General features: G+C 32.9%; 16 protein-coding genes and 1 pseudogene. 7 read left to right on the forward strand and 10 right to left on the reverse strand.

Annotated elements, in window-relative coordinates:
- Window positions 1-381: 381 nt before the first annotated feature.
- Window positions 382-1,539 (forward strand): cell division protein FtsZ, encoded by a 1,158-nt coding sequence (gene ftsZ, locus HCW_RS06955; RefSeq protein WP_014661519.1) that lies wholly within the window; start codon window positions 382-384, stop codon window positions 1,537-1,539.
- A 1,220-nt stretch (window positions 1,540-2,759) separates the two neighbouring features.
- On the opposite strand, the gene HCW_RS06960 is transcribed toward ftsZ, so the two are convergent.
- The 6 genes and pseudogenes from HCW_RS06960 to HCW_RS06985 form a co-directional block, all read right to left on the reverse strand.
- Window positions 2,760-3,230 (reverse strand): hypothetical protein, encoded by a 471-nt coding sequence (locus HCW_RS06960; protein ID WP_014661520.1) that lies wholly within the window; start codon window positions 3,228-3,230, stop codon window positions 2,760-2,762.
- A gap of 50 nt (window positions 3,231-3,280) precedes the next feature.
- A pseudogene (locus tag HCW_RS06965) lies at window positions 3,281-3,532 on the reverse strand (SMI1/KNR4 family protein); the annotation flags it as partial.
- A 139-nt stretch (window positions 3,533-3,671) separates the two neighbouring features.
- On the reverse strand, window positions 3,672-4,445 hold the full coding sequence (locus tag HCW_RS06970; protein WP_014661522.1) for a tetratricopeptide repeat protein: 774 nt from the start codon (window positions 4,443-4,445) through the stop codon (window positions 3,672-3,674).
- Window positions 4,446-4,700: 255 nt separating this feature from the next.
- Window positions 4,701-6,398, reverse strand: a complete 1,698-nt coding sequence (gene ggt / locus HCW_RS06975; RefSeq protein WP_014661523.1) for a gamma-glutamyltransferase — start codon at window positions 6,396-6,398, stop codon at window positions 4,701-4,703.
- A gap of 210 nt (window positions 6,399-6,608) precedes the next feature.
- The gene (locus HCW_RS06980; RefSeq protein WP_014661524.1) at window positions 6,609-7,463 is read right to left on the reverse strand and encodes an AAA domain-containing protein; all 855 of its coding nucleotides are present in this window, start codon (window positions 7,461-7,463) and stop codon (window positions 6,609-6,611) included.
- Window positions 7,464-7,491: 28 nt separating this feature from the next.
- A complete protein-coding gene (locus HCW_RS06985; RefSeq protein ID WP_014661525.1) occupies window positions 7,492-10,578 on the reverse strand; it encodes an AAA domain-containing protein in 3,087 nt (1,028 codons plus the stop codon).
- Between the two features lie 176 nt (window positions 10,579-10,754).
- Between HCW_RS06985 and HCW_RS06990 the strand changes: the two genes are divergently transcribed.
- From HCW_RS06990 to HCW_RS07015, 6 genes are all read left to right on the forward strand, one after another.
- A complete protein-coding gene (locus HCW_RS06990; RefSeq protein ID WP_014661526.1) occupies window positions 10,755-11,000 on the forward strand; it encodes a ribbon-helix-helix domain-containing protein in 246 nt (81 codons plus the stop codon).
- A gap of 127 nt (window positions 11,001-11,127) precedes the next feature.
- Window positions 11,128-12,474, forward strand: a complete 1,347-nt coding sequence (radA, locus tag HCW_RS06995; protein ID WP_014661527.1) for a DNA repair protein RadA — start codon at window positions 11,128-11,130, stop codon at window positions 12,472-12,474.
- 70 nt (window positions 12,475-12,544) lie between these two features.
- Entirely contained in the window at window positions 12,545-13,402 is an 858-nt protein-coding gene (locus tag HCW_RS07000) for a UDP-glucose dehydrogenase (protein ID WP_014661528.1), read from the forward strand.
- 2 nt (window positions 13,403-13,404) lie between these two features.
- A complete protein-coding gene (locus HCW_RS09125; protein WP_014661529.1) occupies window positions 13,405-14,628 on the forward strand; it encodes an LOG family protein in 1,224 nt (407 codons plus the stop codon).
- On the forward strand, window positions 14,625-17,753 hold the full coding sequence (locus tag HCW_RS07010; RefSeq protein ID WP_014661530.1) for a hypothetical protein: 3,129 nt from the start codon (window positions 14,625-14,627) through the stop codon (window positions 17,751-17,753). The genes HCW_RS09125 and HCW_RS07010 overlap by 4 nt, the downstream gene beginning before the upstream one ends.
- A 14-nt stretch (window positions 17,754-17,767) precedes the next feature.
- Entirely contained in the window at window positions 17,768-18,622 is an 855-nt protein-coding gene (locus HCW_RS07015; RefSeq protein ID WP_014661531.1) for a glycosyltransferase, read from the forward strand.
- Here HCW_RS07015 and HCW_RS07020 read toward each other — a convergent pair.
- The 4 genes from HCW_RS07020 to HCW_RS07035 form a co-directional block, all read right to left on the reverse strand.
- Entirely contained in the window at window positions 18,612-19,400 is a 789-nt protein-coding gene (locus HCW_RS07020; RefSeq protein WP_014661532.1) for a glycosyltransferase family 25 protein, read from the reverse strand. The two genes, HCW_RS07015 and HCW_RS07020, sit on opposite strands and share 11 nt — an antisense overlap.
- Before the next feature lie 326 nt (window positions 19,401-19,726).
- Window positions 19,727-21,073, reverse strand: coding sequence for an NADP-specific glutamate dehydrogenase (gdhA, locus tag HCW_RS07025; RefSeq protein ID WP_014661533.1), 1,347 nt, complete (start codon window positions 21,071-21,073; stop codon window positions 19,727-19,729).
- Between the two features lie 107 nt (window positions 21,074-21,180).
- Window positions 21,181-22,005 (reverse strand): peptide chain release factor N(5)-glutamine methyltransferase, encoded by an 825-nt coding sequence (gene prmC, locus HCW_RS07030; protein WP_014661534.1) that lies wholly within the window; start codon window positions 22,003-22,005, stop codon window positions 21,181-21,183.
- Window positions 22,002-23,225, reverse strand: a complete 1,224-nt coding sequence (locus HCW_RS07035; protein ID WP_043902829.1) for a M48 family metallopeptidase — start codon at window positions 23,223-23,225, stop codon at window positions 22,002-22,004. Before HCW_RS07035 ends, prmC begins: the two co-directional genes overlap by 4 nt.
- Window positions 23,226-23,457: the final 232 nt, after the last annotated feature.

Here is a 23,457-nt window from a genome sequence, read left to right on the forward strand (position 1 = left end):
TTCTAAAAAATAAATCATCTTTTAATTAAAACGATTTTTGTAATTTTTAAACAATATTTTGCAATAACAAGAGATTAATCGCTAACCTAAGTAATTATTTTTAAAAAGACAATTAACAATGACATTCCAATTACAAAATGGAGTATCTTAAAGAAGCAGATGAAATCTCGGTAAAATTTTAGCATAGATATATTAGAAAATAAATTAAATAATTTTTATAGTTATAATATACATTATTTGATTTAAATGATAAACAAAAATAACAAGGTCAAAAGACCTAATTTTCAATATCAAAATACCATGAAAGATGTTATAATATTCACAACACTCAATTGCCAATAGCAAATAAAACTTTTGGCAAATTATTTAAAGGGAATGGCTATGATTCATGAGGTAGGAGTCGAAGAAAAAAATATCGGTCAAGCAGAAATTCAAGAAATAAACGACTCTCATCATAAAGGGGCTAAAATTGTCGTGTTTGGTGTAGGGGGTGGTGGCTCTAACATGATTAAACATCTCATTGAAACTAACATGCACCAAAGCGTTATCCCCATTGCAACCAACACTGATGAGCAACACCTTAAAAACAACCCTGCATCTATTAAAATCCGCTTAGGTAAAGAAACAACAGGTGGTTTGGGCGCAGGCACAAATTCTGAAGTGGGTAAAGCTGCTGCTGAAGAGAGTGCTGAGGAGATTAGAGAATTGGTTAAGGGGGCTAATTTAGTCATTGTTTCTACTGGACTTGGTGGAGGCACAGGAACAGGAGCTGCTCCTGTAATTGCTAGAATTGCCAAAGAGGCTGAGGCGCTTACTGTTGCTGTAGTTACTAAACCTTTTAAGCATGAGGGAAGTAAAAGAAAAAAGAGAGCCGAAGAGGGATTAGAGGAATTAAAGAAAGTCAGTGATTCTATTGTAGTCATTCCTAATGAAAATCTACGCTCTACAATGAAAAGAACTGCCGGTTTTAATGAGTGCCTTAGAGAAGTAGATGAAGTGCTAGTAAGGGCTGTTAGCGGGATTTCTGGTGTCATTACTCAAGAGGGCAATATCAATGTAGATTTTGCTGACTTAAAAACCATTTTTGGTTTTAAAGGATTTGCCCTTATGGGAATTGGCGAGGCTACAGGAGAAAATTCTGCTGCTACTGCAGTAGAGAATGCTATCCAGTCCCCCCTACTTGATGATGTGTCTATTGATGGAGCTATGGGTGTTATTGCTTGTTTTGAGCACCATGAAAATTATCCTGCATCTATGCTTTGGGAGGCTATTGATATTATTTCTGAGCGTGTTCATCCTGATGCAGAAACTAAGTTTGGCGACCTTACTAGAAATGATATTCCCGTGGATCAAGTGCGTGTAACTATTATTGCTACAGGTTCTGAAAATTCTAAAGATGAAGTGGATATAGGGGAGATTGCTACCGCTTCTCAAACCATTTTAAAACAATTAAGAAAAGTGGGTAATGGAGAATATATCCACATTCCTACTGAAGAAGAGTTGGAGAAACCTACTTGCATAAGAATCCAGCAAGATTGATTTAAGAAGGTTTTCTTCTTTTTTAGCTCAATTTTACCCCATCAAGATTGCCATTCTTTTACGAAATAGCACCAAGTAACTTTCTATAAAATTTAAGAACTAGATTGTTTTTATTCCATTAAATGTCAACCATTAAATGTCAATAAGCTTTATTTGATTATTTTAGAGAGAGTTATTTCTTCAAATAAGCAAGATTAAGTTAACAATCTTATCTCTTAATTATATTAGAGACATTTTTCACAATCAATGCCATACGCCAATCAAACACCAACCAACGCTACCAAAAGAATATGCTTAAAATTTCTACTCTAAAAACTATCAAATTTTTTATGCGAAAAATATCACTCCTTATAGTAAAAAGTCTATTCTTGTTAGATATTGACATTTTTTAATCATATAAAAAATCTATTTTTATAGGCTAAAAAGACTATCTTCCACAATAACTAAAGACTTAGTTCTAATTAAATATCCATATTCAATAATATTCTTAATAAAAAGATTTAATTTATTTTCCTTATGGTTCTTTTATTGACCTTTTATTTTTAAAAAAGATTAAAAGTTGAGATTTCTTTTGATTACAAAACTCATTTTCTTAAGGGGGATTTTTTAATAGCTTATGCCTTGCTTTTTTCTGAATAAAAGTGTGTTTAGCATTTTTAAAAGTTAAGTGTTAGCCTATTTATTTTTATCCTTATCTTCTTATAGTTCTTAAGGATAGCAAAAAGCATTAGATATGCTTTTGAGATTTTAAAAACTTAAAAATACCTACCTCAAATGCTACAAGGTTTATTGTTTAACACCTTAGAATATTAGGTTATTTTTGTTGGTTTTATCATCAGCGCTTAATCAAAACAAAGTCTAACCCTTCATATTTTTTAATATATTTTTTATTTAAGATTTATATCAACAAATCATTTATTGTATATTTTTAAAAAATTAAATATTATTATTGCTATACAATAAAACTAAAAAAACAATTATAAAACATTTAATATTTTTACACAATCTATATAAATAAGCATAAACACCAATAATACAGCCAAGCAATCTGCTTTTACAAAAATCAAAGATTGAGCGAGTAATCAAACACTTTTTCTAAAGCTTTCATTAAAGACATCATATCAAAAAATTAAGAATAAACTATCAAAGGTAATAAAAAATATCCTAAAATCTATTCAATAGCTATAATAAACCTTTTGCTTATTTTAATAGGGTTAAAATCACTCTATAATGGGGTTTCTTGCTATCCATTTATCTAAATTCTCTCTTTCTAAATCATTCAATTTGGGGCGCATAATCTCTAATAATTCATACACACTCTTCTTATCTTCTATGCCAGGAAACCATTCATCTAGCATAACTCTACCTAGTGAGCCCGTCTTTAATACTGCCATATAGAGATAATCCACACAAGCTCTTGGGTGGTCTGCAATATAAGTGGGGGAGTTTTTAGGGTAATAACCCATTTTATTTAATCTCTCTGTGCCATCTATAATGCCTAGATTGCCTAGTAGTTTATTGGTGTTATGAGCTTGCTTTTCACCATAGATATAAACCCCCATATCATCAAACGCATTATCTCTTAAAACATAGCTACTATGCCAATCTCCTGTGCCTTGTGGGGAGTGGATATTTAAAGCCACAATAGAGCTAACATAGACTTCTTTAGAAGTGGGTGGAATATAGAGCATGCTAAACTCCCTAATCAAATTTAATTAGGTTCTAGTTTAGCAAAATTTACTTACTTCTTACTATGCTTAGCGATAAAGTCCGCACACACTTTAATATTACTTTGATAGTCTTTAGGGAGCTTGATATTGTGCTTTTTAGCCAAGCTCTCAGCAAAGCTAATTTGCTTAGGTGTAGCAGGTCTAGTCTCATCATTGTTGGAGCTACTAGCCTTTTTGTTATTTTTCTTAAAGAACTCATGCTCTTTAATATATCTATCCAAAAATGCCTTAACTACTTTATTGTCTTCTTTGTAGTTCTTCAATTTTGGGGTATTTAGCAACGAAAGGCTTTAAAGATTGCTTGCCTATATTTTGCCTAACTAGAAATTTTTAAAATCAAAAAGGATACTTTTTGGGGGGGTAAAGTTTAGGTAAAAGAAAGGAATATCGCATACCCCAAGCTTAATTACTTGAGATATTCATTTTTTTCATGCAATCCTTATCGTTACTCAATTCACATGCACGCTTTTTGTATTCTTCAGCTTTTTTGCCATCTTTTGGAACACCCAATCCATATTGATAGGACTTAGCTAAACCCTCATACGCTTGAGATGAACCCATATCAGCTGCCATTCTATAATACATGATAGCCTTGTCTTGGTCTTCTTCTATGCCAAGTTGTTCATTACCATAATAATAAATATCGCCCAAGAGAATATAAGCCTCAGCACTTCCTTTTGAAATAGCTCTTCCAAAGTATTCTGTCGCTCTAGCATAATCACTCTTAACGCCCATGCCATCCATATACATGATACCTAAATTGATATATGCGTTAGTGTAGCCTTTTTCTGCGGCCGTTCTAAAAAGCTCCACAGCTTTTTGCTCATCTTTAGGCACACCCCTACCCTCTTTATACATCACACCCAAATTATTATACCCTCTAGGCACATCATTCTCTACTGCCTTTTTGAAGTATTCTACTGCTTTTGCATCGCTCTTTACTACACCTCTACCATTTTTATACATAATGCCTAAAAGGACATAGGCAAGCGGTTCATTATGTTCAATAGCCTCTTCATAGTAGCGGACTGCTTGGATATACTCTCGGTTATCATAAGCCTCTTCCCCTCTATAAACAAAAGTTCCTTTTTCTGCAAGGTGCTTTGCGCTAAGAGTGCCAAACAACAACGCCCCAACCAAGCAACTTTTTAATACTACCTTGCATACATTTCTCATTTACTCTCCTTAATCGTATGACCATTGGTTATCTTTGAAAAATCTTAAAGTTTAAAGATATAACCTAAACATTCTCCATGTAATTCAATATCGTCTTGTTACAAGAATTTTATAATAATTTCATTAACAATTCAGTTTAATTTGCCAAAAACACAAGAAATTTTTTAAAAATATCCGAATTATACTAAATAATTACTAACCTCAATCAAATAATGAGGTTAGCATCTTGTTTAAGACTAAGAATTATTAATTTTCTTAAAATTCTTTTCTTGGGTCAGTAGCCCCATAAAATACACGACCTTTTGGCTTGATAAGAATCGCATTCACATCGCCCATAACAGGCTTTGTAACAATTTGATAGCCCATTTTTGTAAGATTATCTTTTACATCAGAGGGCATGCCATATTTTTCAATCCTTAACTCATCAGGGAGCCATTGCATATGAAATCTTGGTGCAGAAACTGCTTCAGAAATATTCATATTATAGTCAATCACATTAGAAATCACTTGCAATACCGTAGTAATAATTCTAGCTCCTCCTGGACTTCCTACCACCATAAAGACCTTATTGTTTTTCAAAACAATAGTAGGCGACATAGAGCTTAAGGGGCGTTTATTAGCCTCAATCGCATTAGCATCGCCCCCTACTAAGCCATAGAGATTAGGATTGCCGGGCTTGATAGAAAAATCGTCCATTTCGTTATTCAACAAAAATCCTGCCCCATCAATAGCTGCTGCACTCCCATAAGATGCGTTAATGGTATAAGTAACACTCACTGCATTACCCCATTTATCCACCACTGAATAATGTGTGGTGTTATTGCCCTCATGTAGTTGATTAAAACCGGGCTTAATCTTAGCGCTAGGAGTTACGGTATCTGGCTGAATGCTCTCAAAAATCTTCTTTGCATAAGCTTTGCTAGTAAGTTTTTCTACAGGCACTTGCACAAAATCAGGGTCGCCCATATAAACTGACCTATCTGCGTAAGCTTGGCGCATAGCCTCTGCTGCAATATGGATATTTTTAGAAGAGCCAAAGCCTTGAGTAGATAAATCCGCATTTTCCATAACATTTAAAATTTCAATTAAATGCGTTCCTCCAGAGCTTGGGGGCGACATAGAAATAATCTTATACCCCCTATAAGTCCCTACTACAGGTTTGCGCCATTTAACTTTATAATTAGCTAAATCTTCTTTGGTGATAATGCCACCATTTTTTTTCATATCCTTTTCAATGAGCTCTGCTGTATGCCCACGATAAAAGCCCTTAGCACCTTGCAACTTGATTTGAGTTAGAGTTTTTGCTAAATCTCTTTGAATAAATAAATCACCCTCTTGATAATCATGATGACCTTTTTTGAAAAAATATTTCTTGCTTGAAGCATATTTATTAAAGCGTTCATGAGCTTCTTTTAAAGTCTCTGCTTGTCTTTGAGAGATGGTATAACCATGCTCAGCAAGTTTAATAGCTGGGTCAATGAGCCTAGATAATTTTTTGGTGCCATATTTTTTTAACATAGCCTCCATTCCTGCCACAGTTCCGGGAACTCCAGCAGCTAAATAACCATCTTCGCTAAGTTTAGGAATTACATTGCCTTGCTTATCTAAAAACATATCTCTTGTAGCTTTTAGAGGTGCTTTTTCTCTAAAATCTAAAGTAATATTCTCTCCATTTGCCAAATGAATGACCGCAAAGCCTCCACCACCAATATTGCCTGCTGCAGGATGCACTACCGCTAGAGCAAAACCTACAGCCACGGCTGCATCAATAGCATTACCCCCCTCTTCTAATACTTTCTGTCCTACTTGACTTGCCAAGGGATGACTAGAAAGCGCTAAACCTACTTTAGTATTTTTAATGGGAGGATAGCTTGCTGAACTTAGAGGATTTAACAAACCAAGAGAGAGTGCTATTGCACCCAAGCTAATCGTCTTTAAAAAACTCCGTCTCATTTAAATTTCTCCTTTTTAAAATTTAGAAATTATCAAAAACCAACAATTTCATTTTTATGAAAACTATGGCTTGTTTTGATTTGCCAATAAATTATTGTAGCATAAGCCATAGGTAAAGCACTATTAACACCAAACCTTTTGTAAGTAATTATTCTAATCACTAAACCCTAAACTACCCATAAATTCACAATTATCCCCTTTCAATATCTTTTAGAAATATATAATTTTATCCACATCTAAATTTAATTTTACACTTTCATCTTTTAATTTCTCTTCTGAAAAAACTAAAATTTTTTGACAATTAGCGGATTTTTTAACAGAGGCAAAACGCTCCAATTCTTCTTTCTTATACGATAAATTTGTAGTAGCGTTCCAATCCTTACATTGAATCAATAACACCTCTTCATCTTTTTGGCATATTAAGTCTATGGCACTTTGAGAGTTTTTTGGAATATCTTTAAAATGGTCAGAAAAATTGCAAACCATCTCAAATAAATCTGAAAAATTTTCTTTTACAAAATCATATTTTTCGTTCTCTTTGCCTTTATAACTATCTTCATTGATAAAAATTTCATAACCCCTTTCTTGATAGTATTTAGCCACTTGGCATTCATATTTCCATCCCTGATATTTCCATTCCTTATGATAATTTGAAGTTTTTATCCTTTTTTTGGCATGATTTGCTTCATCTAGAATATGCTCAGTTGGCACACCCATATATGTCTCATCTATATGCTCTATATGCTTAGTTAGCGTAAACATATGTGTCTCATCTACATGCAAAGTTTCCTTATTCCCAAATAAAACAAACACTTCTTTAGCTCTTGTGATAGCGACATTTATCATGCTTGCATCAGTAGAATTAAAAAAGAAATTTTTAGCATCAATATCATTAGTGTTATAAACAGATGAAAATAAAATAATCTTTTTTTCAGACCCTTGAAATTTATGCACAGTGCCTATTTCTAAATCCGAGTATTCTTTAAATCTCTCTTTTATGGCTATTTCTTGGTTAACAAAAGGCGTGATAATCCCTATATTTTGATAGTATTCATCTTCATTCAAACCAAGCTTTTTTATATACTCCCCTCTCTTATTTTCTATAAAAATTAATCATTTCTTCAATTTCGCCCTCATTGACATTATGACTATCTTTTTGGTGGTTGTGTTCAATAAATTCTAAAGGGCAGACATTAGAAATAGATTCTTGTTTGCAATTAATCATTTCATTGTGATAAACAAGCTCATTGGCAACATCCATAATCCATTTATTACATCTAAAATGCTCTTTAAGCCAAATATCCCCTTGCATTTCGTGGTGTTCATAAGGAAAAATGTGCTTGCTACAGCGATTGGCAATCGCAGTTGCATTATTAAACGCTCTGTCATTAGCGCATGAAAAATGCTCTATTATCCTAGAGTCTCCAACAATAGAATTAACCAAAGCATCTTCGCTCTTTTCTCTATAGAGCAAAACCGGTTTGAGCTGCAAAGAATCCCCAAATAATACAGCCTTTTTTGCGCTTTGTAAAATAGCCATTTTAGAGGCATCAATAGTTCCAGCCTCATCAATCAACAAGAGCTTAAATTTGTCTTCTTCAAAAGGATAAACAGCGTTATAAAAACTCGCATTAGTGCAACACACCATAGGGAAAATAGCAATTATTTGTCTAAAGTCTATGTTTTGTTTTTTACTTACATTCACATTAAAGTATCTCTTATCATTTTGAACATTTTCACTAACGATATAATCTGGATTTTTCAAGCAAGAAAGAATAAAACCCTTATACTCATTTTCTTTTAAATGAAAATTATGAAATTTATTAAAATTTTTACACTGCGTTTCAATAACGCAACAACCATGACATTGAGGACATTCTAAAGCTTTTTGATTATCTGAAAGCTTCAATTGGACTTGACATTTTGGACATAAAGGCATTATGGAAGTATCCAAGTGATAAATCAAAAACAAAGCCTCCAATAAATGCAAGGCATAATAAAAGTTATCGTTTCGCTCTTTAATATCTAAGTTTTTATTACGCTCTTCAAAAAAATCCAAAGACTGATTAAAAACTTCATTTGAAATTTCAATAAAATTAAACCATTCTTCTTTGCCTAATATGTCCTCTAAAATTTTCAATTTTGAATAATTTTTAAAGTTAGCCTCTAGTTGCTTACATTTCTCTTTTTTAATATCAATTGTCCCTTGAAGTTTGCTAACTTTTAAGTTATATTGCTCTATCTTTTCTTGTTGAATGTTTTTAATCCTTAGAGCAATCGCACCTCTTTTAAAAATCTTATAAATTATTTTTTCAAAAAAGGAGGCTTGTATAATAACCTTTTGAATTTCTTCGCCACTTATTTTTATATCAAAAAACTTTTCTAATTTCTTAATCTCTTGTATATCCTTACTTATTTTTTGATTGGTTTTTATTATCTCACAGATATTTTCTCTGTCTTTTTTAGAAGTCAATATTTTTAAAGCTTGTTTTATTTCCCCTAAAGATTGTCTTTCTTGAGCTTTATTGATAATTTTTTCTTCTAAAAAATGTAATCTTTCTAATAAATCCCCTAGCTCAAAAGAGCTTTCAATCTTTTTTTGATTATCCTTAATAAGACCATAAAAAAGTTTAGCACTCTCTTTTAAAAGCTCTAATTCATCTTTATTTTCATCATAGAAAAAATCATTATTAGTTAAAGCCTCTTGCATGCTAGGCTCTTTAATCAATAAACGCATGCATTCTAAATAATAAGCCAAACCTTGCTCAATAATATTTCTATGAATACCATTAATTTCTTGTTTGGACAGATTAAAGATTGAATATTTTTCATTATCATAATTATTTTGACTTTTAATTGAGGGGATAAAAATATTTTTAGAAAAATCTATTTTATCTCTAATGGCTATTTTTTGACCTAAAAACCTCCTATATAACAAAGAATTATTTTCGCCATTTTCTGAAAAAACTTTTAACATGCTCTCTGAAATATTTTTTAAAGCTTGGTTATTTGTAGAGGCACACACAATTGGTGGTGCAAAAACAACAGAATTTTCTTTTTGATATTTTTCGTAAGTTTGCAAACTCTCATGCACTACATAATCAGCAAATATTGTTTGTAAAAGCGCGCTTTTACCTGTCCCTGGTGCCCCATTAACAGAAACAATATTATTACCTTTCAAATAAGCACTCAAAGCATTGCGCTGGGACTTTTTCAAACTAAAATGCTTACTAAAACTTCCTAAATGACTTTGATAAGATTCTAAAATAACTTTAGTGGTCATTTTTTTCGTAGGCAGTATTTGCTCTAAAGAGAAAAAGGAGCTTAAAAGCTCATTATGATTATGTTCTTCTTCTAATAAATGTCTATCATAAATTTTCATAAGTCCGCTAGTATAAAGTGGAGGGATAGCAATAAGATAGGCTTGAAATTCATTGTCAAGTAAGTAATGTGAGACATCTTTTATATTTGTTCTTAAAAGTATTTCAAGCTTTTCTTTAAGAGTATTAAAATCAAATTCCAATAAATGCTTAGCTATTTCATCTACCTCATCTAGCATACAACTCTTAAAAGTATAAGTCTCTAAAATTTTAGGGTTACACAAAATAACGCCTTGTTTAATAGGATTTTTATTATTGATAACATTTTCTATACAATCAAAAATTTCTTTTATACAACTCCCTTCAAATACAACTACAAATGTTGGGATAAAATCCTTTTTTTTACAAGGGATAGAAGAAATGAGATTAAATGCAATCGCATATCTAAAGTAAGGTTTAAAGCTACCCAATTCATCTTCTTTAGAATTTAAATCCCATTTTTTAATCTGCATTTTTTGTTCTATGTCTAGCATAATCTTTTTAAATGGTAAAAAATTATCCAAATTATCCAAAGAAACAAAAGGTTTTAAAGAAATATTTTTCTCTTGTGATTGATACTGACAAATAATTTTTTCAATATCATTAGGTGTAGTCCATTTGGTCTCAATGGACTCTTTCTTAGAAGAACTATTGCAAATTTCTTGACAATATTTTTGCTTTTCTTTTTCTAAAGCATCTAAGATTGGTAAAGCTAAAAAAGTTTCTTCATCTTCTTTAGAGTATTTAAGATTTAAAACAAAATCTACCCCTAAATAAAACCTATAGTAAGCAAACAACTTTTTTCTCAAATTTATATCCATAAAACCACTCCAAAGAACTAAAATATACTAATTAAAAGCCCCTATCTTAAGGATTTTACAACATTTTAACTACTATTTCTAATATTGTTTAATATTTTTTGATAATCTAACACCAAACAAACCATTATTAGTTTTTTGGCCTTTAATAAGAAATTTGATTTTGAAAGGATTATGATATGAAAATGCCTTACTATGAAGACAATTTGTCTCAAGAACAAGAAACAAAAACCAAGAGTAAGCTAGGGCGCAAACCTAAAAGCGATGCGAGCAAAAAAACTCGTGCTGTGAGCTTGTATTTCTCTGATGAGCAATATGTCAAATTAGAGAAAATTGCTAATGATGAGGAGGAAAGCGTAGGCTCTTATATCAAGCGCTACATTTTAAAAGCCTTGCGAAAAATAGAACAAGACGCTCGCTCTTAGTCTTTTAATAAGCCAAGTTCTTGCTTGGCTTATGCCCTTATTTTAAAATCTTAATTTATTCTAAAATCCAAGCAAAAACTTTAATTGTATAATTCTTATAAAGATTAAAAGCACTTAAGGAATTATTATGGCTAAAAAAACTTCTTTATTTGAGTGCCAGCATTGTGGTTTTACTAGCCCTAAATGGCTAGGCAAATGCATTCAGTGCAACTCATGGGAGAGCTTTGTAGAATTAAACCAAACTCAAAAGGAAGTTTTAAAGACTATTCAATCTCCGCTTTCAAAAACACAAAAAAGCATTTCTATTGTTGAAATTGAGCATGAAGAAGTCATTAAATTTCCATCCACTCAAAGCGAACTAGATATTGTTCTAGGTGGGGGGATTGCTAAGGGGGGATTGTATTTAGTTGGGGGAAGCCCAGGGGTGGGGAAATCCACTTTGCTTTTAAAAGTTGCTTCTGGGTTGGCTAGAAATAAGCAAAAGGTTTTGTATGTGAGTGGCGAAGAGAGCTTGAGTCAAATTAAAATGCGAGCCACTAGGCTAGATTGCATAGAAAAAGAGTTGTTTTTGCTCAATGAAATCAATTGGCCTGTAATTAAGGCTAATATTGAAAGCGAAAATTACTTTGCTTGCGTGATTGATTCTATCCAAACGCTCTATTCGCCAGAGATTTCTTCAGCACCCGGTTCTATTTCGCAAGTGAGAGAAATCACTTTTGAACTTATGCGTTTAGCCAAGACTAGAGACATTGCTATTTTTATTATCGGTCATATTACTAAAGAAGGCTCAATTGCTGGCCCTAGGGTGCTAGAGCATATGGTAGATAGCGTGTTATACTTTGAAGGTGATCCTAGTAGAGAATTACGGATTTTAAGGAGCTTTAAAAACCGCTTTGGTCCTACAAGTGAAATCGGACTCTTTGAGATGAAAGAGCAAGGCTTAGTGAGTGCCAAAGAAACTTCAAGCTTGTTTTTTTCTAAAGAAGAACCCATGGAAGGGAGTGCAATTACCATTACCTTGGAAGGCTCAAGAGCATTAATCTTAGAAATCCAAGCGTTAGTGAGTGAATGTGCGTTTGGAATGCCAAAAAGACTAGCTAATGGATTTGATACTAATAGGCTTAACATGCTCATAGCTCTGTTAGAAAAAAAGCTAGAAATCCCACTCAATCGCCATGATGTGTTTATTAATGTGAGTGGGGGCATTAAGATTAGTGAACCAGCTTGTGATTTAGCCGTAATTGCAAGCATTCTCTCAAGCTTTAGAAACAGAAAAATTGACAATAAAACCGCCTTTTTAGGTGAGGTTAGTTTAAATGGTAGGATTTTAGAAGCCCCTAATTTGAATGCAAGGTTAAAAGAAATGGAGAATTATGGTTTTTTAAAAGCCATTTTGCCTAAAAAACCCAGTCAAAAAACTTCTATCAAATGCTATGAGGCAAATGTGGTAGGCAAGATTATTGAATGGATGTAGTTTCTTGACTTTGCGTTTTTTTTTTTTTTTGATAATATAGTTCCTTTGTAATTAGATTAAAAGGAATTGAATGCTAGAAATTATCATTGTAGGTTTTGGTGTGGTAGGAAAAAACATGACCAAGTTTTTTACCCACAAATCTTTAGAAGAGCTAGAAAAGCTTAAAACATTAACACAAAAAGCAAAGACTTCATTAGTTTTAGACACTTTAAGCCCTAAGGTTAAACTTAAGATTTATGACCCTAAACTAGGCTTTAAACTAGAAAATAGCCCTAATAACTCTCTAAAATATGCTTTTATTTGTGTCCCTACCGACAATGACTCTAAGCAAGAATGTAATTTAAAAAATGTCAAAGAAGTATTAAGCACTTTAAAAGCTGACATTTATATCATTAAATCCACTATTCCCCCTAATACCACAGATGCATTCATTAAAGAGACTAATAAAAAGATTATTTTTAGCCCTGAATATTTTGGTAGCACTCTCAATAATCAAAACTTTAATAATCATTTTGTAATTTTAGGGGGCAAGACACATTTAACACACAAAGTTGCTAATCTCTATCAATTTTTTGTGCCATCAAATTTCATCATCCGCACCACCACTGCTCTAAACGCTGAAATTACAAAATACATGGAAAACAGCTTTATAGCCACTAAAGTAACCTTTATGAATGAGTTTTATCGCATCGCCAAAACTTTGGAAGCTGATTTTTTTGAAATAAGAGAATTGTTTTTGTTAGATGAGAGAATGAGTCGCTTTTTTAGTTTTGTGTTTGAAGAAAGCCCTTTTTATGACAGCCATTGTTTAAACAAGGACATTCCAGCCCTAATCACACATTTAGAAAAGAATCACAACTATAAAGCTTTAGTTTTACAAAAAATAATGCAGATAAATGAAATCTACAAACAAGAATTAAAGGCTTAATGATGAAAACTATTGCGGTAATAGGCGATGCTTCTTTAAGTCCTAATGACATTAAAAATACCATAGCTTTAGAATTAGGCGAATTATTAATAGATAATGGCTATAGGGTGGCTAATGGGGGTTTGGGGGGCGTGATGGAATCAGTCAGTAAGGGGGCTAGAAATTCCAAACATTATACCAAAGGTTGCGTTATAGGGGTGTTGCCTAACTACGATACAGGTATGCAAAATCCTTATATAGATGTGAGTATCCCTACAGGGTTAGGGCTAAGTCAAGCTAATGTCCTCATTTCTTTAGCCCAAGCGGTCATTATTGTGGGTGGGAAAGCTGGCACTTTAGCAGAAATCGCTTTTGCATGGCAAATGCAAAAACTTATGATTGCTTTAGATGTAGAAGGCATCGCTCAAAATTTTTTAGACAAACCCTTAGATTCACGCCGTAAAGACAAAATCTATAAGGCCCATAGCGTTAAGCATGCTTTAGAGTTGTTGAATGCTAAAATCAAAGAGTATGACCCCTATGTTTTTAAGGGGATTGAGAAAGCTAGAATGGACACACAAAAAGTGCAACATTTTTTATCACAACATTGCAAACTTAAAGATTTAACTTTTTTAGCTGAGAGACCTGAAGGCTTTGTTTTTAGAGATAACCAAAATGTTTATAAATGGTTAGATTTTTATAAGCACTCTAAATGGCAAGATGAGTTTATAACAAAGAATGCCTTGTGCTACCAACTCTGTGCCTTACAAGAAAGTTTAGCAAACTTAAAACAAGAGCATTTGCCTAACTTTAATATCCAAAAATTCAAAGATGGGATTTTATTGAGTTATCCTTTTGTAGAAAGCGAGAGTTTTGAAAAATTTACTTCTAAGACCCCATTAAAATTACAAGCTTTTATTGATTTAATGCTCTTTTTCAAAAAACTACAATGGGTATTGAGCGATTTAAAACCGAGCAATTTACGCCTTAGTCATCAAAAAGTTTTAATGGTGTGCGATATAGGTCATAGCATTTTTCCTTATTCCAAAGTTTTGTTTATGGGTATGCTTAGGCGTGCTTTTGTGTGCTTTGTTTTGCAAGATAAAACTTTACAACAAGACATCAAGCCTTATCTGAGCCTAGCAAACAATAGTGATGACTTTTCTTTGATAATTAAAGATTTTAATTTAGATAGCACAAAAATCAAGCAAGATTTTAAGATTTTTTGTGAAAGTGTGTCTTTATGAAAGAACTTTCATTGATTGTTGTTATCTCTACAAGTCTTTCGCGTTTAGAATCTTTGCTCAAGGCTCTAAAATCTGTCTATAGCCAAGATTTAGAACCTACAAGAATTTATATTATTAGCGATTATAGTATTGAAAAAGAGCATGCACTTTTAGTTGAAAAAGTGCAAAGCTTGAGAGAAAGTTTGGGTCTAAAAGAAAGTTTTAAAACCTTTATCCACCCAAATGCTAGGACCAAACACCACTCTAACACCGGAAGCAATAACACTGCCATTTTTAAAATTCTTGCTCAAATGCTTTTTAAACAAAATTTAGAGATTTTAAAAAACACTTTTATCGCCTTTTTAGATGATGATGATACTTGGGAAAAGAGCTATTTAAAGACCATTAAAGAAAACATTCTCACAAACCCTATGCAAATCATCGCTACGGCGTGCGCTTTCAAACGCATTGAAGAAAAGCAACTAATGATAATGACGCCCAAAGCAAAAGATTTGAGTTTGGAGCGAGCATTTATCAAAAACATTAACATGCAAACAAGCAATCTTTGCGTGAATCTAGAAGTGTTACTCAACATCGGGTGCTTTGATGAGAGTCTAAAAAGTGGGGCAGACAGAGATTTGTGCATGCGTTTGATTAACTATGCAAGTTTATATCATAAAGAAGTCAAATGCATTGATACATGCCTAGTCAATCATTACGCCTTAAAACACGAGCGAGTGAGTAACAACAAACAAGCCAAACAAGAAGGCTTAGAGGTGTTTTATAGAAAGTATTTTGATTTGTTTTCTCCTGATGCACAAGAAAAATCCTTGCAAAGGGCTAAAAAACTTTTTGATTACACCCATGATAAACCCCAATTATTACACACTCCTTTTTTAGAACTGAAGGAATTTAAACCCACCCCTAAAAAATTAGAGCTTGTGATAGGCACTATCAGTAGGAGTAAAAAGAATTTAACAGCCCTTTTGCAATCGTTTGAAAATTTACTCAAGCTTTATAAAGATGATTTAAAAGAGTATCATTTTTATATTTTAGACAATGCTAAAAAAGGCTTTTTAGATGAGGTGTTTGCAAACTTTAAACATTTAAACTTAGTGCGTTTAAGATATGTAGAGCATGGTTATATTGCACAAAATCGCACTTTTTTGCAACAGCATTTATATCAAAAATTTAAAGATAGCCCTAATAAAATTTTTTGGCTCATAGATGATGACCACCTTTTTTGCGTCCAATCTAAAAAAGGCGATTTTACCCCAAACTATTTTTACCATATCGCTAAAAGTAAGTCTCTAGGCTATGACGCTTTATTTTGCCTCAATTCTCATATCCCCCCTTTGCCTTTTTCTAGCGCTCTTAGGGTGCAATTACTGGACTTTTATTATCATTTGCTCCATTTAAAAGCTCATAAATTCACCCCTAAATCAAACAGCCCTATGCAAGATTTTTACTACGATTATTCAAACAGCCATTTTGAACACTTAGAATACCCTTATTTTATTGATGTGGATTTAAAAACCTTGTTGGAACAAACCCTTTTGTTAAAAGAGGGTGTTAGTGTGTTTAGACACATCACATTTGAGCCTAAAGATTTGGGGCAAATCACACAAAAGTATTCTGTTTACAGAGGGGGCAACACGCTTGTTTTTAACGCTCAATTACTCAATACGCCTAATTATGTTTTGGATAGCACACGATATAATCGCAGGAGTGATTTTAACTGGGCAATCATCAATGCTAATTTGTTCCGTTATCAATTGGGTGAAATGATTTTACCCTTAAAACATGACAGGACACTAGACACTACCCCTTTCAAGCAAGATGGAGAAAAATTTTACAGCGACTTGCAATCTTTAGTGTTTTATCGCTTTTTTAATGATTTAACCAAAAATTTAAACGCTAACGATGAAATTTTAAACGCCTTGTTAGACAAAACAAACGCTTTTATAAAAGATTTGATGAGTAGAGTGTATGCAAATTTATTAAGAGTGTTGCACTTGATAGATTTAATCCTTGATGTATTGAATCCTTTTAAAGAGATTGATAAAAATCTCATCTCAGACAATATAGAGATGTTACTCAATTTTAAAATGCATGTGCAAAATCAAAAAGAAAATTTCAAAACCTTAAATCCCTACACCCTAGATTTTGCTAAAAAAGTGCGTAAGGATTTAAGGCATAAGCTTAATCAAAGTTATTCTAAGGAAAACATTCATGACCTTACAATTATTAACTTAGCTGAAAAATATAGCCCTAAAACCATTTTGGATTATGGAGCTGGAAAATGTAACATCATCAATACTTTATCTCAAAACACTAACGCTAGCGCTTATGATATCGATAAAGAAACTCTTAAAAAACATGCCAAAAAAGAGATTTGCTTAGTTGATGATATTTTTTCGCACCATCAATCATATGATTTAATTTTATGCAACTTGGTTTTGTGTTTTGTAGATAATGCAATAAATGAATATATTATGTCTCAAATCAATCAAAAGTTGATAGATGATGGTATAGCCATCATCAGTGTTTGCTCCCCTTTTTATGATGAAATCGCACACACTAGTTCCAGACATCAAGGCAGAAATCCTAAAAAACCTTATACTGATACTTTTTTGTATGAAAAATACACTGTTTATAATAACTACCGAACGGACTACCACAGACCTTTTAGCTACTATGAAAAATTATTCATTTCTAATGGGTTCAAAATCTTAAAAGTAGTAGAAAGTGTAGGGATAAACACTGAAACTTATCAAAATATCGCAGAGCATAATATTTTCGTTTTGCAAAAAACTTTGCCCACTAAGCCTTTAATTTTAACCCCCATTCCTTTATGTGCTTTAAGAGTCCCTAGAGATACAAAAAATCTTATTGTTTGTGGTTTGCCAAAAAACGCTCAAATAACAGATTTATGGTATTTTTTTAAGCGATTAAATACAGATGATAAAATTATAATTTATACCGATTGTTTTAACTCTAAAATTTTAGAATATCTAAACATGTATAATAACTATGTAGAAAAACATAAAAATACAATCATTGCGCTCATAAAAACAGAGCAAGGACAGCAAACCTTAGAAAATTTTTTGACTAAAAATACCGATGCAAAGCTCCATTTTATATAAAAATACCCAAAAATATGACTATTCCTATTATTTTTGCTTTTGATGATAATTATGCGATAGCCGCTAGCGTTGCCTTTTATTCTTTGTTGAAAAACGCTCAGTGCGGCGTTTATTACAAGCTTTATGCTTTACACAAAAATCTTTCTTCAATCCATCAAGCAAAACTGCAAGCCACGATAAAACCTTTTAAAGCATATTCTTCTTTAGAATTTATTGATGTGTCTTCTTATAACCCGTGGGGAGAAAACTACATTTTCCACGCTCATTCAAAGGCTCAAAAAAGATTTGGAGATATGTATCTTTATAAATATTTGAGTGCAAGTATTTTTTTAAATTATGACAAGATTATTTTTAGTGATGTAGATGTTGTGTTTTGTAAGGATATTACAGAAAGTTTTATCAATTTTAATGAAAATAAAGTGTTTGCTGGAGTCATAAGACTAGATAGGCACAAAAAAGTGTGTTTGAAAGAACACTATCTAATTATTAATTTAGCCTTAATACGCAAACTTTTTTTAGAAGAAAAATTTTTAAAGATGATTAAAAAATATTGCAACACTACCATGTATTATGAGTCTAAAATTAGTGCATTAGTCTTTGATAAAATAGAATATCTCCCCTTAAAATATGAGATTTTATCTTCTCAATACAAAAATTTATCTTTAAATCAATGCTATGAGGGATTGCACCCACACTATTATAAATCCATTAAAGAGAGCTTAGAGCAATGTGTTATTTTACATTTTTATGGCGAAAATAAAGAGTTTGGCATAAATTATAAGCCTTGGATAAACAAAAATGCCCCAAAAGCGGGTATTTGGTTTGAGATTTTAAAAAACACCGCTTATAAAGACGACCTTAAGTTTTGAATGTATCATAAAATAATTTATAAAATTTTTTATACAGCTTGTGTAAAAAATAAATCATTTTTGGCAATGTTTTAATGTCTTTGATTCTAGTAATGGTGCTAACTTCCTCTTTGTCTTGAATTAAAAAGGGTTCATACACGATATTAGGCACTTGGTGGTAAAAATACGCATCCATCAAAAAATCCACCGGCACAACAAAAATCTTACTCGCTTTAATAAATCTTGACGCCGCTTTTGGGGTGATGAAATAGCCTTGCGCTCCTAAACCATAAGTGTCTTGCAGAAGTTGCTTGAAATAGGGTTTTAAGCTTTTAGTCTTGGCTTGTGATTTTAATTTGGCGTTTTTTAAATGCATAAGCCTTACATAGTCAAATCCACTCGTTTGTATCGCTTTCAACCCTTCATAAAAATTAGAATGCAAACTCACATCATCTTCTAAAACAACTATAGGTTTTTGCAACTCTATACATTTTTGCCACAATAAATAATGCGAGTAATAACAAGCTATTTCACTATGACTTAATTCTTTGCCATGCCATTTAATACTTAATAGATAGTCCAAACAATTAGCTTGTTTTGTGGATTGCATTTGTAAGAAAAAATCTCTTGTATGCTCTTTTAAAAACATATCATTTTTAAAATCTAAGCCTTTAGCATCTATAGCATCAAAAATATGCCAAGAGTATTTATTGTTAGCATTTTCTTGTTTGACTAAGTTTGTAGCATAAGAATATCTTTTTACAAAGCATTTAAGTGAAATAATAAAAATATTTAACATCGTATTCTATCGTGTGTATATTAAGTTTTAATAACCCCCTCCACACCAAAACAGCTTGTTAGCTAAAAGCTACCAAGCTTAACGCTTTACTTACCTTTAGGAGCGTTATTCCCACGACCACCACCACTAGGATTACCGGTAGTTGAAGGAAATCCTGCACCATTAGGGTTAGAACTAGGTTGACCTTTTCCCATGTTATCTCCTTTTATTAAAAATACCTAGCTCTTAAGTCTTAAACCCAAAAGCTAGAATCCCATGAAATCAAAAAAAAAAAAAAAACAAACAGCAAACCATTCTAAGTTTAACCCCTCCAATAAAACAGCTCCTTAAACCCCTTGGGCTATCATAGCTTGTGCGACCTTTCTAAAGCCGGCAATATTAGCCCCTAGAACAAAATTCGTAGGGTCTTTAAACTCCTTAGCGGTTTCTGAGACATTTTTATAAATCTCTTTCATAATATGGCGCAACTTCGCATCAACGACTTCAAAAGTCCAAGGATGCATACTCGCATTTTGCGACATTTCTAAGCCACTCACACTCACGCCCCCCGCATTTGCTGCCTTACCTAGTCCATAAGAAATCTTAGCCTGCAAAAACAACTCTATTGCCTCATTAGTTGAGGGCATATTCGCTCCCTCAGCCACACATTTGCACCCATTAGCTAAAAGCATTTTGGCATCAATAGCACTCAATTCATTTTGTGTAGCACTAGGAAAAGCCGCAAAACAAGGCACATGCCATACGGCATTACCCCCTTTAGGATAATTTTCTACAGGCGTGTATTTAGCGCTTGTTTTTTCTGAAGCATATTCTTTAATTCTTCCACGACGCACTTCTTTAATCTCTTTTAAAAGTGCCAAATCAATGCCATCTTTATCATAAATCATGCCATTAGAATCACTTGCAGTAACGGGCTTTGCTCCCATTTGAAGTAATTTTTCAATCGTATAAATGGCTACATTACCACTCCCAGAAATAGTGCAAATCTTGCCCTCTAAAGAGCTGTTTCTCTCTTGCAACATTTCTTCAGCAAAATACACGCACCCATAGCCTGTAGCCTCTTTTCTAGCTAAACTCCCCCCATAAGTTAGCCCTTTACCGGTCAATACTCCCTCAAAGCGATTAACCAACTTCTTATATTGCCCAAACAAATAGCCAATTTCTCTTTCACCAACTCCTGTATCTCCCGCTGGGACATCAGTGGTCGCTCCAATATGGCGGTATAATTCATTCATAAAGGCTTGACAAAAGCGCATAATCTCATGTTCGCTCTTATTTTTAGGGTCAAAATCACTCCCCCCCTTAGCACCCCCCATAGCTAAAGTAGTGAGTGAATTTTTTAATACTTGCTCAAAACCTAAAAATTTAATCACGCTTTCATTCACACTTGGGTGAAATCTCAAGCCCCCCTTATAAGGGCCAATAGCGGAATTAAACTCAATCCTACACCCACGATTAACTTGGATTTGGTTATTATCATCTAGCCAAGAAACTCTAAAAAAGATTTCTCTCTCAGGCTCAACCAAACGCTCTAAAATCGCATGTTTTTCAAAACTTTTATCGCTATCTAAAAGAGGTTTTAAAGAACTCAATGCCTCATGCACAGCTTGATGAAACTCTTTTTGATGAGGGTATTTATTAGTCAAATGATTAAGAATTTTTTCTGCATACATAGTAATGCGCTCCTTTCTCAATAAGATTTTGAATAAATTTATTGTAATACAAAAACACCAACTAATAACCCCAAATGCTTAAATCAATAACTCTTAAAATCTTATTTTTAAGAATCTAAAATCCCTATAAACCCCCTATCAAAACCACTCCAATCTTTATAAAACTCCGCCTTATAACCACAAGCTTTTAGGCATTCTTGCATGCTCATTTGCTGATTATAGCCCATTTCACAAATTAAAAACCTAATGTGTAAATCAGAGGCTTGAATAATGATTTCTTTTAAAATCTCATCACCCTTAATACCTCCAAAAAGAGCGTTATGCGGTTCTTTTAAAACACTCTTATCCAAAGGATAGCCCCTAGCAATATAAGGGGGATTAGAAATAAGTAATTCAGGAATTCTAGGCATATTATCCCATAAATTTGTCTCTACTAACTTAATACGCTCTGATAAATGATAAGAATCAATATTTTTTTGCGCTACCTCTAAAGCACCTTTTGAAATATCGCTTGCCAAAAGAGAAATACTAGGATTTTCCAAAGCCAAGCTAATTGAAATGCACCCACTACCTATGCCTATTTCGCCTATATCTTGCAAATGATATTGATTGATGAGATGAAGAGCTTTTTCTACCAAAATCTCTGTTTCTGGGCGTGGGATTAACACATTTTTATTGACATAAAAATCACGCCCATAAAAACTGCAACGCTTTAATAAATACTCTAAAGGCTCATAAGCCCTACGCTTTCTTACTAGGGCAAAAAAACGCTCTTTTTCTTTTTCGTCTAAAAGCATTTGAGAGTTAGCATGCAAAAACACACGCTCTTTATTTAGCACAAAACTCAAAATCTTTTCAGATTCTAATGCCCCCCTAAAACCCTCTTTAGCTAATTCCTCTCTAGCATGACCTAATGCCTTAGAAATAGTCATTCAATCTCGTAATCTAAGGCTTTCAAACGCTCTACTAAAGGCGGGTGCGTATAATGTAAGAAGATATAAAAAGGGTGTGAATATGGGAAAGCCTTATTTTCATTAACAATACACACCAAAGCCTCTGCTAAGGTTTCTTTAGAGCTTAAGCTCGCCCCAAATCTATCCGCAGCATATTCATTCTTACGGCTAAAAAATCCAATAATAGGCATCGCATAAAAGGAAAATACCGGTAAAAGCAATAATAAAATTGCAATCAAGCTTGCTGGTGTTTCTGAGACATTAAACCCCTCAAACACTGCTGATGGCAAATTAGAGATTAAAGCAAAAATGATTGCTAATAACGCTCCCATAAGAGCTAAACTCTTTAATAAATCCTTATGTTTAAAATGCCCTAATTCATGCCCTAAAATAGCCAAAAGTCCTTTAGTTTCAACCTTAGACAACAAAGTATCAAATAATACCACTCGCTTATTTTTTCCCAAGCCTCCAAAATACGCATTCAAGCGCCCATCTCGCTTGCTTGCATCCATAACAAATATCCCCTCACTTCTAAAACCTGCTTGATTCATCATGCTTTTAATTTTGCCTTCTAGCTCTTTATTTTCTAAAGGCGTGAATTGATTAAAAATTTGTGAAATTTTAGGATAAAAAAGATTCATTAAAACCATAAACGCAAAAACAATAAAGAATCCGCCAATCTCCCAATGCTCCACATATTGCATGACCATAATGAGTAGATAAATCACTACTAAGCCCATAACTAGAGTGATAATGAGACTCTTTAAAAAATCTTTAAAAAAAAGTTGCGGTGTGGTTTTTGAAAAACCAAATTGTTTATCCAAGCACATCGTAGTATAGTAGCTTAAGGGCAATGAAAGCACACTTTGACAGCTCAAAAATAGTAATGCAAATACCAAATAACCCATAATTTCTGGCAACTCTAAATAATGAATGCAATTTTCTAGCATACTAAGCCCAAAAAATACCCACCACGCAAAAACCAAACCATCTAATACTTGCGTAAACACTGATAATTGTAATTTTTTAATCGCATAATTTCCCGCTTCTTCATAATCATTTTGGGATAACAAAATTGGCTTTTGATGAAGTTTTTGACGCACAAAGTTGAGCTGAAGCCCATCGCCTACTATATGAGGGATAGTATAAAACAGCCAATAAGCCACACAAACTACCATATCCATCCATAAATCCTCCAACATTATTCTAGTGCTCCTTAAATCATTGCATTCAAGTATTAAAATGCCAAAAGAATTTGAGTTAATAGCTTGCAAACTAAACCCAAAATATAAAAAGTTCCTTGAATTTTTCTCATAAGATTATAACAACTTTTAACACTTTTTTAATCATTTAAGACAAAAGACATTCTTTTTGTAATACTTAAAACGCATAATAACCTTTTTTAGATATGATAAAAATTTCTATAAAGGT

This window comes from Helicobacter cetorum MIT 00-7128, from assembly GCF_000259255.1.
GTDB classification, from domain to species: Bacteria; Campylobacterota; Campylobacteria; order Campylobacterales; family Helicobacteraceae; genus Helicobacter; species Helicobacter cetorum_B.

Coding starts and splice junctions, on each gene's coding strand:
- ftsZ (WP_014661519.1), top strand. CDS start 382: ATGATTCATGAGGTAGGAGTCGAAGAAAAAAATATCGGTCAAGCAGAA.
- HCW_RS06960 (WP_014661520.1), bottom strand. CDS start 3,230: ATGCTCTATATTCCACCCACTTCTAAAGAAGTCTATGTTAGCTCTATT.
- HCW_RS06970 (WP_014661522.1), bottom strand. CDS start 4,445: ATGAGAAATGTATGCAAGGTAGTATTAAAAAGTTGCTTGGTTGGGGCG.
- ggt (WP_014661523.1), bottom strand. CDS start 6,398: ATGAGACGGAGTTTTTTAAAGACGATTAGCTTGGGTGCAATAGCACTC.
- HCW_RS06985 (WP_014661525.1), bottom strand. CDS start 10,578: ATGGATATAAATTTGAGAAAAAAGTTGTTTGCTTACTATAGGTTTTAT.
- HCW_RS06990 (WP_014661526.1), top strand. CDS start 10,755: ATGAAAATGCCTTACTATGAAGACAATTTGTCTCAAGAACAAGAAACA.
- radA (WP_014661527.1), top strand. CDS start 11,128: ATGGCTAAAAAAACTTCTTTATTTGAGTGCCAGCATTGTGGTTTTACT.
- HCW_RS07000 (WP_014661528.1), top strand. CDS start 12,545: ATGCTAGAAATTATCATTGTAGGTTTTGGTGTGGTAGGAAAAAACATG.
- HCW_RS09125 (WP_014661529.1), top strand. CDS start 13,405: ATGAAAACTATTGCGGTAATAGGCGATGCTTCTTTAAGTCCTAATGAC.
- HCW_RS07010 (WP_014661530.1), top strand. CDS start 14,625: ATGAAAGAACTTTCATTGATTGTTGTTATCTCTACAAGTCTTTCGCGT.
- HCW_RS07015 (WP_014661531.1), top strand. CDS start 17,768: ATGACTATTCCTATTATTTTTGCTTTTGATGATAATTATGCGATAGCC.
- HCW_RS07020 (WP_014661532.1), bottom strand. CDS start 19,400: ATGTTAAATATTTTTATTATTTCACTTAAATGCTTTGTAAAAAGATAT.
- gdhA (WP_014661533.1), bottom strand. CDS start 21,073: ATGTATGCAGAAAAAATTCTTAATCATTTGACTAATAAATACCCTCAT.
- prmC (WP_014661534.1), bottom strand. CDS start 22,005: ATGACTATTTCTAAGGCATTAGGTCATGCTAGAGAGGAATTAGCTAAA.